Raw genomic sequence first — 16,546 nt, 5'->3', positions numbered from 1 at the left:
AAAGAGATAGATAGGAATACAAGACATGTTACAACAGAAAAAAGCAGTTATTTTTGACCTCGACGGCACACTTGTGGATTCTATGTGGATGTGGAGAGATATTGATATTGAATTTTTAGGGAAAAATGGAATTGCCCTGCCGGAAGACTTGCAGGAAAAGATTGAAGGCATGAGCTTTACGGAGACGGCAGAATATTTTAAGAAAGAGTTCGGCCTGGCGCAATCGGTTTCCGAGATGAAAGAAATCTGGAATGAGATGGCAAGAGAGAAATACTTGCACGAGGTGCCATTGAAAGAAGGCGCATACGAATTTTTGGAATATTTATTAGAGAATGGTTACAAAATGGGAATTGCATCGTCGAATTCCATGGAGTTAATTTCTGCAGTGGGAAGTACCTACCACTTTGACCGGTACTTTTCCTGCATTGTAACCTCCTGCTCGGTAAATAAAGGAAAGCCATTCCCAGATGTTTATTTGGAGGCAGCAAGACAGCTTGGGGTAGAACCGGCGGATTGTCTTGTGTTTGAAGATATTGTAAAAGGAATTCAGGCGGGAAAGAATGCTGGCATGGAGGTGTGTGCCATCTATGACGACTACTCCAAAGACCAGACAGAAGAAAAAAGACAGGCCGCAGATTACTATATAAACGATTATCGTGACGTGTTATCTGCGTTAGCAGAAGGCTCAAAGGAAAGGGAATAAGGAATGAGTAACGGTTTTTTACCAATCAGTAAAGAGGATATGTTAGAGGAAGGAATCGAGCAGCTTGATTTTGTCTATGTCTGTGGAGACGCTTATGTAGACCATCCTTCTTTTGGACATGCAATTATTACAAGATTATTACAGGCACATGGATATACCGTCGGAATCATTGCACAGCCGGACTGGAAAGACCCGGCGTCTATCAGCATATTAGGGGAGCCAAGACTTGGATTTATGGTTTCCGCCGGAAATATGGATTCCATGGTCAATCATTATTCCGTTTCCAAGAAAAGAAGAAAAACAGATGCTTTTACACCGGGCGGCGTGATGGGAAAGCGACCGGATTATGCGACGATTGTTTATTGTAATCTGATTCGACAGACCTATAAGCATAACCCGATTATCATTGGTGGAATCGAGGCGAGCTTACGTCGTCTTGCACACTATGATTATTGGTCGAACAAGATGAAACGTTCTATTTTATTAGATTCCGGTGCCGATATTATTTCCTATGGTATGGGAGAACACAGCATCATTGAGATTGCAGATGCGCTGGCAAGTGGAATTGATATCAAGGATATTACGTTTATCGATGGCACGGTCTATAAGACAAGAAACCGGGAAGACATCTATGACGCCATTGAACTTCCTCATTTCGAGGCGGTAAAAGCAGACAAGAGAGAGTATGCAAAAAGTTTTTATACCCAGTACTGCAACACAGACCCATTTGTAGCAAAACGTTTGTTCGAAACCTATGATGAAAAATTATTTGTGGTACAAAATCCGCCGGCAAAACCGTTAACGCAGCGGGAGATGGATCAGGTATATGCACTTCCATATATGAGAAATTATCATCCGTCCTATGAAAAAGACGGTGGTGTGCCGGCGATTTCTGAGATTAAATTCAGTCTGGTCAGCAATCGTGGCTGTTACGGCGGTTGTAGCTTCTGCGCATTAACGTTCCATCAGGGACGAATCATCCAGACCAGAAGTCACGAATCCATTTTAGCAGAAGCAAACCAGATGGTCTGGGAGCCTGACTTTAAAGGATACATTCATGATGTCGGAGGTCCGACGGCAAACTTTAGGGCGCCGGCCTGTGACAAGCAGATGACAAAGGGCGTCTGTCCGAATAAGCAATGTCTGTTCCCGAAACCTTGCCAGAACCTAAAGGTGGATCACAAGGATTACCTGAAGCTGCTTCGAAAACTAAGAGAACTTCCAAATGTTAAGAAAGTGTTTATCCGTTCCGGAATTCGTTTTGATTATCTGATTTATGACAACGACCGTACTTTTTTACGGGAATTGTGTGAACATCATGTCAGTGGGCAGCTTAAGGTTGCACCGGAGCACATTTCAAATGCCGTACTTGAAAAAATGGGAAAACCAAGCGTGGAAGTCTATGAGCGCTTTGTGAAGGCATATAAGGACATGAATGAGAAGCTGGGAAAGAAACAGTACCTGGTTCCGTATCTGATGTCCTCACATCCGGGCTCTACGTTAAAAGAGGCTATCGAGCTTGCAGAATTCTTGCGTGACCTTGGCTATATGCCGGAACAGGTGCAGGATTTCTATCCTACACCTTCGACAATTTCGACCTGCATGTACTATACCGGGTTAGACCCAAGAACCATGCAGCCGGTGTATGTTGCGACAAATCCGCATGAAAAGGCGATGCAGCGTGCCTTGATACAGTATCGGAATCCGAAGAACTATGATCTTGTCTATGAGGCACTGACAAAGGCTGGCAGAACCGATTTGATTGGTTTTGACAAGCATTGTCTGATTCGCCCAAGACATTTTGATGCAAAACATACAAAAGGAATGCAAAAAGGTCCGGACGCACACCACACAAAGAGGACACGTCCACCAAAGAAAAAAGCAATCCGTAATGTTCATAAAAAGAAGTCAGGAAAATAAAAGATGCGTGAGATTGAAATCAAACAAAATGATGCCGGACAGCGTTTTGATAAATATTTAAAAAAGCTGCTTTGCAATGCAAGTAGCAGTTTTATCTACAAGATGCTTCGAAAAAAGAACATCGTATTAAATGGAAAAAAAGCAGATGGCTCGGAAAAACTAAAAAGTGGTGATTTTGTAAAACTTTTTTTATCGGATGAGACTTACTTAAAGTTCACGGTCAATTCTGAAGTGGTTCAGAAAGAATATGAAGCCCTTCGAAACCTTCCGGTAAAAGACCTTCAGGTTGTTTTCGAAGATGATGATATTTTAGTCATCAATAAACCGTCAGGCCTGTTATCGCAAAAAGCCAACCCAAACGATATTTCTGCAAACGAATGGATTCTGGCATATCTGATTCAGACCGGGAAATTAAGTTTTGAAGATTTTATGACATTCCGGCCATCGATTTGTAACCGGCTTGACCGCAATACCTCAGGTCTTTTGATTGCAGGAAAAAGCCTGAAAGGGTTACAGGAGATGGCGAAGGTTTTGCAGGAGCGGACGGTAAAAAAATATTACCGCTGTATTGTGGCAGGTGAATGGAAAGAAACAACCTATTTAAAAGGCTACCTGACAAAGGATGAAGCGCCAAACCGTGTTACGATTACGGATACGAAGATATCTGATGAGAGTAAAGAGATTGAGACGGAGTATCGTCCGGTGACAAACTGGAAGGGATACACAGAACTGGAAGTGCATCTGATTACAGGTCGTTCCCATCAGATTCGTGCGCATTTAGCGTCTGTGGGCTGTCCGGTTATCGGAGATACCAAATATGGCGATACGTCTGTGAACCGCTATTTCCGCGACCAGCAAAAGCTTCGCTTTCAGCTTTTACATGCATATCGTATGGAACTAGAAGATGGAAGGGTGCTCATAGCGGAGGTTCCGGCAAAATTCCAAGAGGTTCGAACTTTTCTAACGGAAAATAAAAGAAAGTAAAAGCGAACAAAGGAGCTGCTATACAGCGGATGAACGGCTGTGTAGCAACTCCTTTTTCCATGGCAATCGATGACATTACTTGGTATTCATGTTAATGTGCTTTTTGATTGCTTCAAAACTTTCAATGCTCAAATCATGCTCAATTCTACATGCATCCTCCGCAGCAATGCGGGGATCTACACCTAACATAATAAGCCAGTTTGAAAGAATGGTATGTCTTTCGTAAATACGTTCTGCAATTTCCTGTCCTTTTTCTGTTAAAAGAATATAACCTTCGGAACTAACCGTAATAAATTCTTTTTCACGAAGATTCTTCATTGCAACACTGACGCTTGGCTTTTTAAAGTTCAGCTCATTTGCAATGTCGATGGAACGTACATTTCCTAATCTGTGTTTTAATACATATATTGTTTCCAGATAATTCTCTAAGGATTCATTGTTTGAACTCATTTTGTCACCTCCCAGAAACAAGTTTCCCTAATATATCCAGTATAACATAACCGGAATTTATTTACAAATGAAAATCCCCTAAATATTGTCATAAATGAAAAATCGTTTCTATATTTAGTATTGAATTCAAAAAGTGAATCCGATATGATGGAATCAGAAAGAAAAAGATGCGATGTGAGAAAGTTTCTCACATTTTGGATAGAAAGGCTTGGTAGAAAAATGGCAACCTGGAATTCAAGGGGACTTAGAGGTTCTACATTAGAGGAGTTTATCAACCGGACAAACGAAAAATATTTAGAGAATCACCTTGCATTGATTCAAAAAATTCCAACTCCGATTACCCCGATTAATATCGACAAACAGACAAGACATATCACGTTAGCTTACTTTGACCAAAAGAGTACGGTCGATTACATTGGTGCAGTGCAGGGAATTCCGGTCTGCTTTGATGCAAAAGAATGTCATGCACAGACATTTCCACTTCAGAATATTCATGAACATCAGGTACAGTTCATGCTTGATTTTGAACGTCAGGGTGGTATTGCATTTTTGCTTTTATTTTTTACAAAAAATGACCAGTTTTATTATTTAAGGTTAGAAAAATTAATGGAATTCTGGAACCGTGCCAAGGAGGGCGGACGTAAGAGTTTTCGTATGGAAGAACTAGAAGAGGACTTCTTTTTTAAAAAATCAGGCAGTGTTTTGGTTCCCTATCTTGATATGCTTCAAAAGGATTTGAACTTAAGGGATTGACAATTGTTCTTCTTTCACATATAATAAATCAAAGTTTCAATGTAGTAGCATGGTAGCACGATAAAGTGTTAATCATCGAAAACAGAGAAAAAATAAGAATGAGTTGTCGTGTGAAGGCGTTCACACATAGAGATGGAGGATTATCATGAGAAAACAATTACTGCATACACCGGAGGGTGTCCGGGATATTTACAATGATGAATGTGAAAAGAAGATGATGCTGCAGGATAATCTCCATCATGCATTGAAAAAATACGGTTACCATACCATACAGACACCGACGTTTGAATTTTTTGATATTTTTGGAAAAGAGATTGGAACCACACCGTCGAAGGATTTATATAAGTTTTTTGACCGCGAAGGAAATACGCTGGTATTAAGACCGGATATCACGCCTTCGATTGCAAGATCCGTGGCAAAATATTTTATGGAAGAGGATATGCCGATTCGTCTTTGCTACCTCGGAAATACATTTATCAACAACAACAGCTATCAGGGAAAACTGAAAGAGAACACGCAGTTAGGAGCCGAGCTGATTGGTGATAACACCGTAGATGCGGATGCAGAGATTCTTTCGATGGCAGTGCAGTGTCTTCTTACAGCAGGCTTAAAGGAATTCCAGCTTAGTGTCGGTCATGCAGATTTTTTCGAAGGTCTTGTGGAAGCGGCTGGATTATCGGAAGAACAGGCAGAAGAACTTAAGAATCTGATTGCCAACAAGAACTTTTTTGGCGTCGAAGAATTTGTGGAAACGCTTTCGTTAGACGAGAATCTTCGTATTCTTTTTTCCATGACAGGTGGCATTACCTGTTCGGTTGAAGAATTAAAAAGAGCAAAGGAAGCGGCAAAAGCTTACCCTAAGATTTACCGCGCGGTAGAACATCTTGAAGCGTTAAATCAGGTTCTTACACTTTATGGAATTGAGAAATATATTTCCTTTGAACCGGGAATGTTAAGTACTTATCAATATTATACCGGTATTATTTTTTCCGGATATACGTTTGGAACCGGGGAGGCAATCGTCAAAGGTGGCCGGTACGATGCACTGTTATCCTATTTTGGAAAAGATGCAGCCTCCATTGGATTTGCCATTGTGGTAGACCAGCTGATGGCGGCACTGCAAAGACAGGGAATTGACCTTCCGGTAAAACATGAAAACGAGCTGCTGTTATATGATGCAGCCCATCGGAAAGAGGCTATTTTAGCGGCGAAGGAAAGACGTAAGGAAGGGGTTAACGTTGAGTTAATCTTAATGGATGACACAAAGTCTAAGAATGATTATGAAGCTTATGCAAAGCGTAATCATATGAAGAAAGTGACATACCTGGACTAAAGTGAAAAACTGATATTGGTTAAAATTTTCACAAAGTCAAAAACCGTGATGTAACAGTGTCGTAAGAATGGAGATTAGAGATGGAAGAAAAAAGATATTTAACCTTTGCACTTGGAAAAGGACGCCTTGCAAAGAAAACCTTAGAATTGTTCGAACAGATTGGAATCACCTGCGAGGAGATGAAGGATAAAGATACTAGAAAATTAATTTTCGTAAATGAAGAATTAAAGCTTCGCTTTTTCCTTGCAAAAGGACCGGATGTTCCAACCTATGTGGAGTATGGAGCTGCGGACATCGGAATTGTAGGAAAAGATACTATTTTAGAAGAAGGCCGCAACATTTATGAAGTGCTTGACCTTGGGTTTGGAAAATGTAAAATGTGCATCTGTGGACCGGAAAGCGCAAAGGATTTGCTGCAGCACCATGAACTGATTCGTGTTGCAACAAAATACCCGCATATTGCAAAGGATTATTTTTATAATAAAAAACATCAGACAGTTGAGATTATTAAGTTAAACGGTTCCATCGAACTTGCACCGATTGTAGGATTGTCCGAGGTCATCTGCGATATTGTAGAGACCGGTTCTACCTTGCGCGAAAATGGACTTGTTGTGTTAGAAGAGGTTTGCCCGCTTTCTGCAAGAATGGTGGTAAACCAGGTCAGCATGAAGATGGAAAATGAACGGATTACAAAACTGATTTCCGACTTAAAATCAGTTTTAAACCAGATATAGACAGTGAATAGAAGGGAAGATTGCATATGAGAATCATGAATTTAACGGCAGAAGCCAGAACCAATATTTTGGAGAATTTTTTAAAAAGAAGCCCAAATTCTTATGGAGAATTTGAATCCCGCGTCAATGATATTATTGAGCAGGTGCGTGCCAAAAAAGATGCTGCAATTTTTGATTACACCAAAAAATTTGATGGTGCAGACATCAACGCAGCTAATATCTTAGTTACCGAGGATGAAATCAAAGAGGCTTATGAAAAGGTTGACGAAAAACTTTTGGAGGTTATCCGAAAAGCACTGGTCAACATCCGTACTTATCATGAAAAACAACGCCAGTATTCCTGGTTTGATTCGGAGGATTCCGGCATTATCTTAGGACAGAAGGTGACAGCGTTAGAGAGGGTTGGTGTCTATGTTCCGGGTGGAAAGGCAGTTTATCCATCCTCTGTTTTGATGAATGTCGTTCCGGCAAAAGTAGCAGGAGTCAAAGAAATTGTCATGACAACACCGCCGGGAAAAGATGGAAAAGTTTGTGCTTCCACATTAGTCGCTGCAAAAGAAGCCGGTGTAGACCGCGTCTATAAAGTGGGTGGAGCTCAGGCGATTGCCGCATTGGCATTTGGAACCGAGAGTGTGCCAAAAGTAGATAAAATCGTTGGACCAGGTAACATCTATGTTGCCCTTGCCAAAAAGGCAGTCTTTGGATACGTCAGCATTGATTCTATCGCCGGACCAAGTGAGATTTTGGTATTGGCAGACGAAACGGCAAATCCAAAATTTGTTGCAGCCGACCTTTTGTCACAGGCAGAACACGATGAGATGGCATCTGCGATTTTGATTACCACAAGCCAAGAACTTGCCGAGCAGGTATCGGTTGAAATTGATCGATTTGTTGCAAAATTATCAAGAAAAGAAATTATACAGAAATCTTTAGACAATTATGGCTATCTTCTTGTGGCAGAAAACATGGAGGATGCGATTGCTACTGTCAATGAGATTGCATCCGAGCACTTAGAGCTTGTTACAAAGAATCCATTTGAAGTGATGACAAAGATTAAGAATGCGGGAGCAATTTTTATCGGCGAATATTCCAGCGAGCCGCTTGGAGACTATTTTGCAGGACCAAACCACGTGCTGCCGACCAATGGAACCGCAAAATTCTTCTCCCCGCTTAGTGTGGACGACTTCATTAAGAAATCGAGTATTATTTCTTATTCTAAAGAGGCATTGCAGCCAATTTATAAAGATATTGTACAGTTTGCAGAGTGCGAACAGCTGACAGCACATGCAAATTCGATTCGTGTCAGATTTGAAGAGTAGTCGCACGGGGAATGACTTTGGGTGTTCCTTTTTACCAAGGAAAGTACTATAATAGATTAGGAGAGCAGACATGGAACGAAGAGCGGATTTTGTTCGAAAGACAAAGGAAACAGATATTACCCTTTCTTTGAATTTAGATGGAAAAGGGGACGCTGAAATTGATACCGGCGTTGGCTTTTTCAATCATATGTTAAAAGGGTTTGCAAGACATGGTTTTTTTGATTTGGATGTGAAGGTGACTGGGGATTTAGAAGTGGATTGCCATCATACCATCGAGGATGTCGGAATTGTACTGGGCACCGTAATCAAAAAGGCGTTGGGAGATAAAAAGGGAATCAGACGCTTTGGAAGCTGTATTTTGCCAATGGACGAAACATTGGTCCTTTGTGCGATTGATTTATCCGGCCGTCCGTATCTGGTATTTGACGCAGATTTTACATCGGAGCGTGTCGGGGATATGGACACAGAGATGGTAAAAGAATTCTTTTATGCGGTATCTTATACAGCCGGAATGAATTTACATATCAAGGTTTTAGAGGGTGGCAACCAGCATCATATGATTGAGGCGATGTTTAAGGCATTTGCAAGAGCCCTGGATGAAGCGGTCTCGTTTGACCCTAGAATCAAAGATGTCTTATCAACAAAAGGAAGTCTCGAATAGTATGTCTGTAAAATTGGAAAATATGGATTGTGTAAAGACACACAGTCAGGAAACTGGAGTAAATATGGAACACAAAAATATCGTAGCTACCATATTCTTAAAGAATGGGAAGGCTGTAAAATCAGCAGAAGATTTAACTGTAATTGATGATGTCATTCATCTTGCAAAATTATACAATGACAGTGGAATTGATAAAATCATCGTATTCGATTTATCGGATGATGATGAAGAACATGAGAAAAATATTCATACCATTAAAAATATTAACCGTAATGTTGAGATTAAAGTATGCGCCGGCGGTAACATCAAGCGTTTTGAAGATGTGAAGAAATTAATTTATGCAGGTTGTCTTCAGGTTATCTTAAACGGTGCAAAGCCAATCAGTATTGAGCTGGCTGAGGAGGCAAGCAAACGGTTTGGAAAAGACCGTGTCCTTGTGTCTGTACAAAACATTGATTTTGTATTCAAACATCAGGAAGTGATGAACGAGTATTTCCATGAACTGCTTGTCTTAAATAAGAAAATGCTTGATCCGATTGAAAATATCACAGATTTGCCTTATGTGGTATGGTTTGATGACTGCGATTACGAGGCAATCGTTTCCGATTTGAAGCGTAACAACATCCGAGGAATCGCCGGAAACTTTATCAATGAGCCAACAACCGATATCATGGAATTAAAGGCACAGCTTTCTGCATTTGGAATTAAGATGGATAACTTTGAGCCTGCCTTATCCTGGTCAGATTTAAAAGTAAACAGTGATGGTCTGGTTCCGGTTGTCGTGCAGGACTACCGCACCAATGAAGTACTTATGGTTGCCTACATGAATGAGGAAGCCTTTGATACCACCATCAACAGCGGAAAAATGACTTACTTTAGCAGAAGCAGAAATGAGTTATGGATAAAAGGAATGACTTCCGGCCACATTCAGTATGTGAAATCTTTAACAGCCGATTGTGATTTTGACACTATTTTAGCAAAAGTATCACAGGTTGGAGTTGCCTGCCATACGGGTGCTCCAAGCTGCTTTTTCAATGATATTGTTAAAAAAGAATATGTCGAGAAGAACCCGCTTAAGATTTTAGAAGATGTTTACAATGTCATTCTTGACCGTAAAGAGCATCCAAAGGAAGGTTCTTACACGAATTACTTGTTTGACAAGGGAATTGACAAAATCTTAAAGAAGGTTGGCGAGGAATGTACCGAGATTGTCATTGCGGCAAAGAATCCTGACCCGGAGGAAATCAAATACGAAATTTCCGATTTCTTATATCATTGTATGGTATTGATGGCAGAAAAAGGGGTTACCTGGGAAGATATTACACAGGAGCTTTCGCAGAGGTAGAGCTTTTAACGGGAAATATATACAATATAATAAATTTTATAAAAAATCATGTCTGTTAAGCGGTTTCGCGCGGACATGATTTTTTTACATTTGCTGTGCCGGATGCCAATTTTGTGGAAACAGGCGGGTGCGCTTTTAAGCCAGTTCTTGCTCTGCGACATGCCTATTGACGCTTTTTGATAATATGGCATGCATATTTTCCTTTAAAAACAGGACTTCGGGCGTGCCTATCGTTTTTTATTTAGTATAAGGCACAGCAATCAGTTTTGAAATTTGCGTGCCTAGAGGTCAATTTAGAGTTTAAAGCACCGCATTTGTGTCATGGGACAGAGGAAAAAGGCGTGCCTATGACCGGATATCGGCCGGTAGGCATGCAAAAGTTTTGAAAAAGGGGGAAGCGTGCGCGTGCCGAAAGCTAAAAAAAGTGCATGAGGCACGCCCGGCGCCAGAATAGATGAGAAGAATGGGAAAAAGCGTGCCACATAAAAAGCTGCAAAGACGCAAGTTCTATTCCAACACAATCCCTCATAAATTACTGTAAAAGCTTTGGAGCAGCAGAAAAATGACCAATCAGGAGATTGATGATAGAAGACGTTATATTTCAGAAGTTAGAAAATCGTTTGAGTACGTTGGAACGGAACAAAATAGAAGTGTACCAAAAATGGGACAGGAGGATGCATTTGGGGAGGAGAGTGCAGTTTCTTTTTGGGGAAAAGGCAGGTTTTTGGCAGCAATTATCCTGTTTACGCTGTTTTTGTATGCAAACCTGACGGGAGTGCGCTTTTTTTCCTATTCGGCGAAGGATGTGGTGACGTTGGTAGAAGAAAATGATTTATACACAAAGGTTAAGGATTATGTTATGATAGAAATGCAAGATTGACGGACACTGCCGTTTTCTTGTATAATCGAAAGACAGCCAGTTTCAATTTGAAACATAGGAAAGGATACATTTTTTTATGACAAAATTAGCGTTATCAGATGAAATACTGATGAAAATTGATAAACCGGCAAGATATATTGGAAATGAATTAAACAGCATCAAAAAAAAGAAAGAGGATGTAAAAATTCGTTTTGCAATGTGTTTCCCGGACGTGTATGAGATTGGAATGTCTCATCTTGGAATACAGATTCTATATGATATGTTCAATAAAAGAGAGGATGTCTGGTGTGAGCGTGTTTACTCTCCATGGACAGATCTTTCTACTATTATGAAGGAAGAAAAGATACCATTGTTTGCCCTAGAATCCCAGGAGCCAATCAAGGACTTTGATTTCCTTGGAATCACGTTACAGTATGAAATGTGTTATACCAACATTTTGCAGGTGCTTGATTTAGGACAGATTCCACTTCTTGCAAAGGATCGGACAAAGGATGACCCGATCGTAATCGGTGGAGGTCCTTGTACCTATAATCCAGAACCAATCGCAGACTTTTTTGATTTGTTCTATATGGGTGAAGGTGAAGTGCAGTACGATGCACTGTTCGATTTATATTTAAAAATGAAAGATGCAGGTGCATCCCGAAGTGAATTCTTGCATGAAGCTGCAAAAATCCCGGGAATTTATGTTCCATCTTTGTATGATGTAACTTATAAAGAAGATGGCACAATTGAAGCGTTTACGCCAATTTATGACGATGTTCCCCAAAAAGTGGAAAAACAGCTTGTGATGGAGATGACGGAGGCTGTTTATCCGGAAAAGCCGGTTGTTCCGTTTATCCGTGCGACACAGGACCGTGTTGTGCTTGAAATCCAGCGTGGATGTATCCGAGGATGCCGTTTCTGTCAGGCGGGAATGGTGTATCGTCCAACACGTGAAAAAAATGTAGAGCGGCTAAAAGATTTAGCAAGAAAAATGATTGCGTCAACCGGTCACGAAGAGATTTCACTTAGTTCGTTAAGTTCCTCCGATTATTCTAGCTTAGGAGAACTGGTAACCTTTTTGATTGATGAATTTAAGGACAAGGGGGTTAATATTTCTCTGCCATCCCTTCGAATTGACGCCTTTTCTTTGGATGTCATGAGTAAGGTGCAGGATATCAAAAAGAGCAGCTTAACGTTCGCACCTGAAGCCGGTTCCCAGAGACTTCGTGATGTGATTAACAAAGGTTTGACAAAGGACGTGATTCTTCACGGTGCAGGACTTGCGTTTGAGGGAGGATGGAATAAGGTAAAACTTTACTTTATGCTTGGACTTCCAACTGAGACAGAGGAAGACATGAAGGCGATTCCAGAGCTTGCAAATGAGATTGCGGCTTTGTATTACGATACCGTTCCGAAGGAAAAACGAAACGGAAAATGTCAGATTACCATCAGTACTTCGTTCTTTGTTCCAAAGCCATTTACACCATTCCAGTGGGCAAGAATGTATACACCGGATGATTATCTTGCACGTGCAAAAGTGGTAAACGATACGGTCAAAGAACAGTTGAATCACAAGAGTATCAAATATAACTGGCACGAGGCAGATGTAACCGTTTTAGAGGGAATTCTTGCAAGAGGAGACCGTAAAATTGCAAAAGCAATCTTAAAAGCTTATGAGAATGGTGCTGTTTTTGATGCCTGGAGCGAATATTACGATAACCAAAGATGGCTGGATGCTTTTGAGGAATGTGGCATTGACCCTGATTTTTATACGATGAGAGAACGTCCGCTAGACGAAATTTTCCCATGGGATTTCATTGACGTCGGTGTTACAAAAGAGTTCTTGAAACGTGAGTGGCAGACTGCGCATGGCGAGAAAGTGACACCAAACTGTAGAATGCGCTGCTCTGGCTGTGGTGCGAAAAAATTTGGAGGAGGTGTCTGTTATGAAAATTAGAATTAAGTTTCGAAAATATGGAGTTATGAAATTCATCGGACATCTTGATATGATGCGTTATTTTCAGAAGGCGATGCGAAGAGCAAACATCGACATCTGCTATTCGGAAGGATTTTCACCACATCAGATTATGTCTTTTGCGGCACCACTTGGTGTGGGCATTACCAGTGATGGGGAATATTTAGACATTGAAGTCCATTCTTCAACTTCCACAGAACAGGCGTTAAAGGCTTTGAATGATACCATGGTGGAAGGAATCGAGATTACCGGTTATGTGCAGCTTAAAGACAATGCAAAAACGGCGATGTCCATTGTGGCTGCGGCTGATTATGAGCTAAGTTTTAAAGAAGGCTATCAGGCGCCGGCTGATTTTGCGGCATTTGAACAGGGAATCAAGGAATACTTCACCGATGCAGCTGAGTTTTTGGTGACCAAAAAAACGAAAAAAAGCGAAAAAGTTATGGATTTAAAAGAGCTTGTCTATGATATTCACATGATAACCAAAGATGGACAACCTGCTTTTTACCTTAATGTCTGTACCGGAAGTACAAACAACTTGAAACCGGAAATGGTATTAGAAGCTTTGTTTGAAAAATTAGGTTTCACCTATGATGCCAATGCCATTCAGATACACCGCTTGGATGTCTATGCCTATTTAGAAGATGAAAAACGATATATTTCTCTTGGAGAGATGGGAAGTAATATAGTATGTACCGCTATTTAGTGACAAAACAACAGATTTCGGGCAAGCATGTCATCGTGTCGTCCTTGTATGATGAAAACCGGCACATGATAGATCTTGCCCTTGAACCGGTGACACAGGTCAGTCTGCTTGGAAATATTTATGTCGCAAGAGTCAAAAATATAGTAAAAAATCTGGATGCAGCCTTTGTAAGAATTGATGCCAATCAGACCTGTTATTTGTCGTTAAAGGAGCTAAAACATCCAATTTACGTGAAAAAGCAGTCTAAGACGAAGAATTTGTGCGAAGGCGATGAAATTGTTGTACAGGTCTGCAAGGAGGCTTTAAAAACCAAAGATCCTGGTGTTACAACGAATTTGAATTTTTCGGGCAAATATGTGGTTTTAACAACAGGCAATCGAAAACTTGGCATTTCATCGAAATTGGACGCGACGGAACGGAAACGTTTCCAAAACCTGTTCGAGGGAAAACTGCAAAAAGGATATGGATTTATTGTTCGCACGAATGCGAAAGATGTCACCGATGAAGAGGTTCTTTTAGAGGCTGATTCCTTGATTCAAAAGTATGAAAAGTTAAAAGAGACAGCCATTCACCGGACTGCTTACAGCTGCCTTTATGAGGAGGAAGCGCCATATTTAAGGCAGCTGTCGAGTCTTTACCTTGATTCAGTGGAAAAAATTGTGACGGATGAAAAAGAGCTTTATTTGCAGATGAAGGAGTACCAAAAGCAGCATCAGAATCAGATTCCATTGGAATTTTACGAGGATGATGCCATATCTTTGTCGGCATTATATGGAATGCGTTCTGCGATTGATGAGGCATTAGGAGAGCGTGTCTGGCTAAAATCAGGCGCCTATCTTGTAATCCAGCCGACAGAGGCACTGACCGTCATTGATGTCAACAGTGGAAAAAATGTTGCCAAAAAAGATAAATGGGAAAATTTTAAAAGAATTAATATCGAGGCGGCGAGGGAGATTGCACATCAACTTCGAATCCGCAATATTTCAGGGATGATAGTAGTCGATTTTATCAATTTAAAGTCAAAAGAGGATGATTTTGAGCTTTTAGAACATTTTCGAACCTTTTTAAAATCAGATCCTGTTCCTACGGATGTATGGGACATGACAATGCTTGGACTAGTTGAAGTGACACGAAAGAAAGTGAGAAAATCTTTGACAGAAGCTCTACAGGGAGAGTGAGAAAATGCGTTTTATGCCGATTGGTTTAGTCAAAGAGGGAATGTGTGTTGCAAGAACACTTCGAAATGCCAAAGGAACCGTTTTAGTAAGTGAGAATTCTACATTGACCAATGCCATGATAACCAAATTAAAAAGTCTTGGCTTTCAGGGGCTTTATGTAGAAGACGAACTTTCAAGTGAGATTGAAATTGAAGATATGATTTCGGAACGGGTTCGTTATGAGAGCAGTTTTTACATTCGAAATAAGGATATTGACGGTTGTAAGAGAATTTCGAAAAAAATTGTTTCCGATATTTTAGACAGAGGATTTATCAGTTTGGATTTGATTGATCTTCGGGAAATGGATGATGTGACCTATTCCCATTCGGTAAACGTAGCGGTATATTCTTGCATTTTAGGCATGGACATGGGCTATGACAAGCAGGCACTAACCGATTTGGTGTTAGCAGGGCTTTTGCACGATATTGGAAAATTATTTATTCCAAAAGAAATCTTAAACAAAACAGGACGATTATCGGCGGAGGAATACCGGCTGATTCAGTCACATGCCTTAAAATCTTATCAGTTCATCGAAAACAGGACCGATATTTCGGATCAGATTAAGGATGCTGTTTTGCATCATCATGAAAACGAAGATGGAAGCGGCTACCCGGATCATTTGATGGGCTCTGAGCAGTCCGAATATACCAAAATTTTACACCTTGCAGACGTATATGATGCGCTGATTTCAAGAAGACCGTACAAACCCTGTTACTCACCGGTGGAGGCTGCGGAGTATCTTATGGGAGCGAGCAGTCTTATGTTTGAGCCAAAGGTAGTGTCTACTTTTTTGACCTATGTGCCATTATTCCCCAAAGGTTCCTTTGTGCAGCTTTCGGATGGAAGAAGAGGAATCGTTTCCGAAAATGCAGACGAGCATAATCTTCGCCCGGTGTTACGCCTGATGGATCACACAACGTTAGACCTTTTGCTATCGGAAAATCTTGACATTACCATTCTATCATTAGAACCGGAAGGGGACGCAATGATTGTGAAGTCGGAGATGGAGCGCACAGAGATGGTTTCAAAGGCAGAGCGGAAACGGCTTTTGATTGTGGATGATATGATTTCGAATCTGAATATGCTTCGTGATATCTTAGCGGAAAATTATGAAATTACCTTGGTAAAATCCGGCAGACAGGCGCTTTCTTACCTTGAGAAAAAGAAGAAGCCCGACTTGATTTTGATGGACATTATGATGCCGGAGTTAGACGGCATTGAGACGGTAGACAGAATCCGAAAGCGTTATGGAAAGATTCCGGTCTTGTATGTAACGGTAAAAAATGACATGGAGACCCTGTTACGCTGCCGGAAAATGGATATGGCAGGTTATATTTTAAAACCGTACCAGCCGACTTTTGTGCGCTCTGAGGTAAAACGTATCCTAGAGCGAAGAAGCGAGGCGGTTTAAATCTGTTGGATGGAGGGATTTCTGCAAACAGGCCGCAAATTTTTTTCGACAAAAAAAGAGATAGTGGTTGACGTAAGTAACTTTATATGTTAAACTAACGAAGTATGCCGCACAGTGAGGTCTCAAATTCTGCGCTTTTGCAGAAACCACAACTGGCGAGTAATGATAATAGG

15 protein-coding genes are annotated in these 16,546 nt (G+C 40.8%); 14 read left to right on the top strand and 1 reads right to left on the bottom strand.

From position 1 onward, the window contains the following. Positions 1-25 precede the first annotated feature (25 nt). The 3 genes from BIV16_RS05545 to BIV16_RS05535 are packed head-to-tail and all read left to right on the top strand — an operon-like array spanning position 26 to position 3,607. Positions 26-703, top strand: coding sequence for an HAD family hydrolase (locus BIV16_RS05545; protein WP_075678811.1), 678 nt, complete (start codon positions 26-28; stop codon positions 701-703). A 3-nt stretch (positions 704-706) separates the two neighbouring features. Next, positions 707-2,623: a YgiQ family radical SAM protein gene (locus BIV16_RS05540; protein WP_075678813.1), complete on the top strand. Its 1,917-nt coding sequence runs from the start codon at positions 707-709 to the stop codon at positions 2,621-2,623. A 3-nt stretch (positions 2,624-2,626) separates the two neighbouring features. Then, positions 2,627-3,607: an RluA family pseudouridine synthase gene (locus tag BIV16_RS05535; RefSeq protein ID WP_075678815.1), complete on the top strand. Its 981-nt coding sequence runs from the start codon at positions 2,627-2,629 to the stop codon at positions 3,605-3,607. 75 nt (positions 3,608-3,682) lie between these two features. Here the strand turns inward: BIV16_RS05535 and BIV16_RS05530 are convergent, their stop codons facing one another. After that, complete coding sequence (locus BIV16_RS05530) at positions 3,683-4,057, bottom strand: metal-dependent transcriptional regulator (protein ID WP_075678817.1); 375 nt, start codon at positions 4,055-4,057, stop codon at positions 3,683-3,685. Between the two features lie 219 nt (positions 4,058-4,276). Here BIV16_RS05530 and BIV16_RS05525 point away from each other — a divergent pair, with 219 nt between their 5' ends. The 11 genes from BIV16_RS05525 (at position 4,277) to BIV16_RS05475 (ending at position 16,373) form a co-directional block, all read left to right on the top strand. After that, entirely contained in the window at positions 4,277-4,810 is a 534-nt protein-coding gene (locus BIV16_RS05525) for a Holliday junction resolvase RecU (RefSeq protein ID WP_075679007.1), read from the top strand. Between the two features lie 145 nt (positions 4,811-4,955). After that, positions 4,956-6,143 carry an ATP phosphoribosyltransferase regulatory subunit gene (gene hisZ / locus BIV16_RS05520; protein ID WP_075678819.1) on the top strand — a complete coding sequence of 396 codons (1,188 nt, stop codon included), beginning with the start codon at positions 4,956-4,958 and terminating at the stop codon, positions 6,141-6,143. 80 nt (positions 6,144-6,223) lie between these two features. Beyond that, the gene (hisG, locus tag BIV16_RS05515) at positions 6,224-6,877 is read left to right on the top strand and encodes an ATP phosphoribosyltransferase (RefSeq protein WP_075678821.1); all 654 of its coding nucleotides are present in this window, start codon (positions 6,224-6,226) and stop codon (positions 6,875-6,877) included. Between the two features lie 26 nt (positions 6,878-6,903). Further along, positions 6,904-8,196, top strand: a complete 1,293-nt coding sequence (hisD, locus tag BIV16_RS05510; RefSeq protein WP_075678823.1) for a histidinol dehydrogenase — start codon at positions 6,904-6,906, stop codon at positions 8,194-8,196. Positions 8,197-8,266: 70 nt separating this feature from the next. Further along, the gene (gene hisB, locus BIV16_RS05505) at positions 8,267-8,857 is read left to right on the top strand and encodes an imidazoleglycerol-phosphate dehydratase HisB (protein WP_075678825.1); all 591 of its coding nucleotides are present in this window, start codon (positions 8,267-8,269) and stop codon (positions 8,855-8,857) included. 64 nt (positions 8,858-8,921) lie between these two features. Continuing rightward, positions 8,922-10,202 carry a bifunctional phosphoribosyl-AMP cyclohydrolase/phosphoribosyl-ATP diphosphatase HisIE gene (hisIE, locus tag BIV16_RS05500; RefSeq protein WP_075679009.1) on the top strand — a complete coding sequence of 427 codons (1,281 nt, stop codon included), beginning with the start codon at positions 8,922-8,924 and terminating at the stop codon, positions 10,200-10,202. Positions 10,203-10,764: 562 nt separating this feature from the next. Further along, positions 10,765-11,082 carry a hypothetical protein gene (locus BIV16_RS05495; protein WP_075678829.1) on the top strand — a complete coding sequence of 106 codons (318 nt, stop codon included), beginning with the start codon at positions 10,765-10,767 and terminating at the stop codon, positions 11,080-11,082. A gap of 76 nt (positions 11,083-11,158) precedes the next feature. After that, complete coding sequence (locus BIV16_RS05490) at positions 11,159-13,021, top strand: TIGR03960 family B12-binding radical SAM protein (protein WP_075678831.1); 1,863 nt, start codon at positions 11,159-11,161, stop codon at positions 13,019-13,021. Beyond that, positions 13,011-13,745 (top strand): TIGR03936 family radical SAM-associated protein, encoded by a 735-nt coding sequence (locus tag BIV16_RS05485; protein WP_075678833.1) that lies wholly within the window; start codon positions 13,011-13,013, stop codon positions 13,743-13,745. Before BIV16_RS05490 ends, BIV16_RS05485 begins: the two co-directional genes overlap by 11 nt. Beyond that, positions 13,730-14,923, top strand: coding sequence for a ribonuclease E/G (locus BIV16_RS05480; RefSeq protein WP_075678835.1), 1,194 nt, complete (start codon positions 13,730-13,732; stop codon positions 14,921-14,923). Before BIV16_RS05485 ends, BIV16_RS05480 begins: the two co-directional genes overlap by 16 nt. 4 nt (positions 14,924-14,927) lie before the next feature. Then, a complete protein-coding gene (locus tag BIV16_RS05475; RefSeq protein ID WP_075678837.1) occupies positions 14,928-16,373 on the top strand; it encodes an HD domain-containing phosphohydrolase in 1,446 nt (481 codons plus the stop codon). Positions 16,374-16,546: the final 173 nt, after the last annotated feature.

It is taken from the genome of Roseburia sp. 831b, from assembly GCF_001940165.2.
GTDB lineage: Bacteria > Bacillota > Clostridia > Lachnospirales > Lachnospiraceae > Roseburia.
This window is presented reverse-complemented; position numbering and strand designations above follow the sequence as displayed.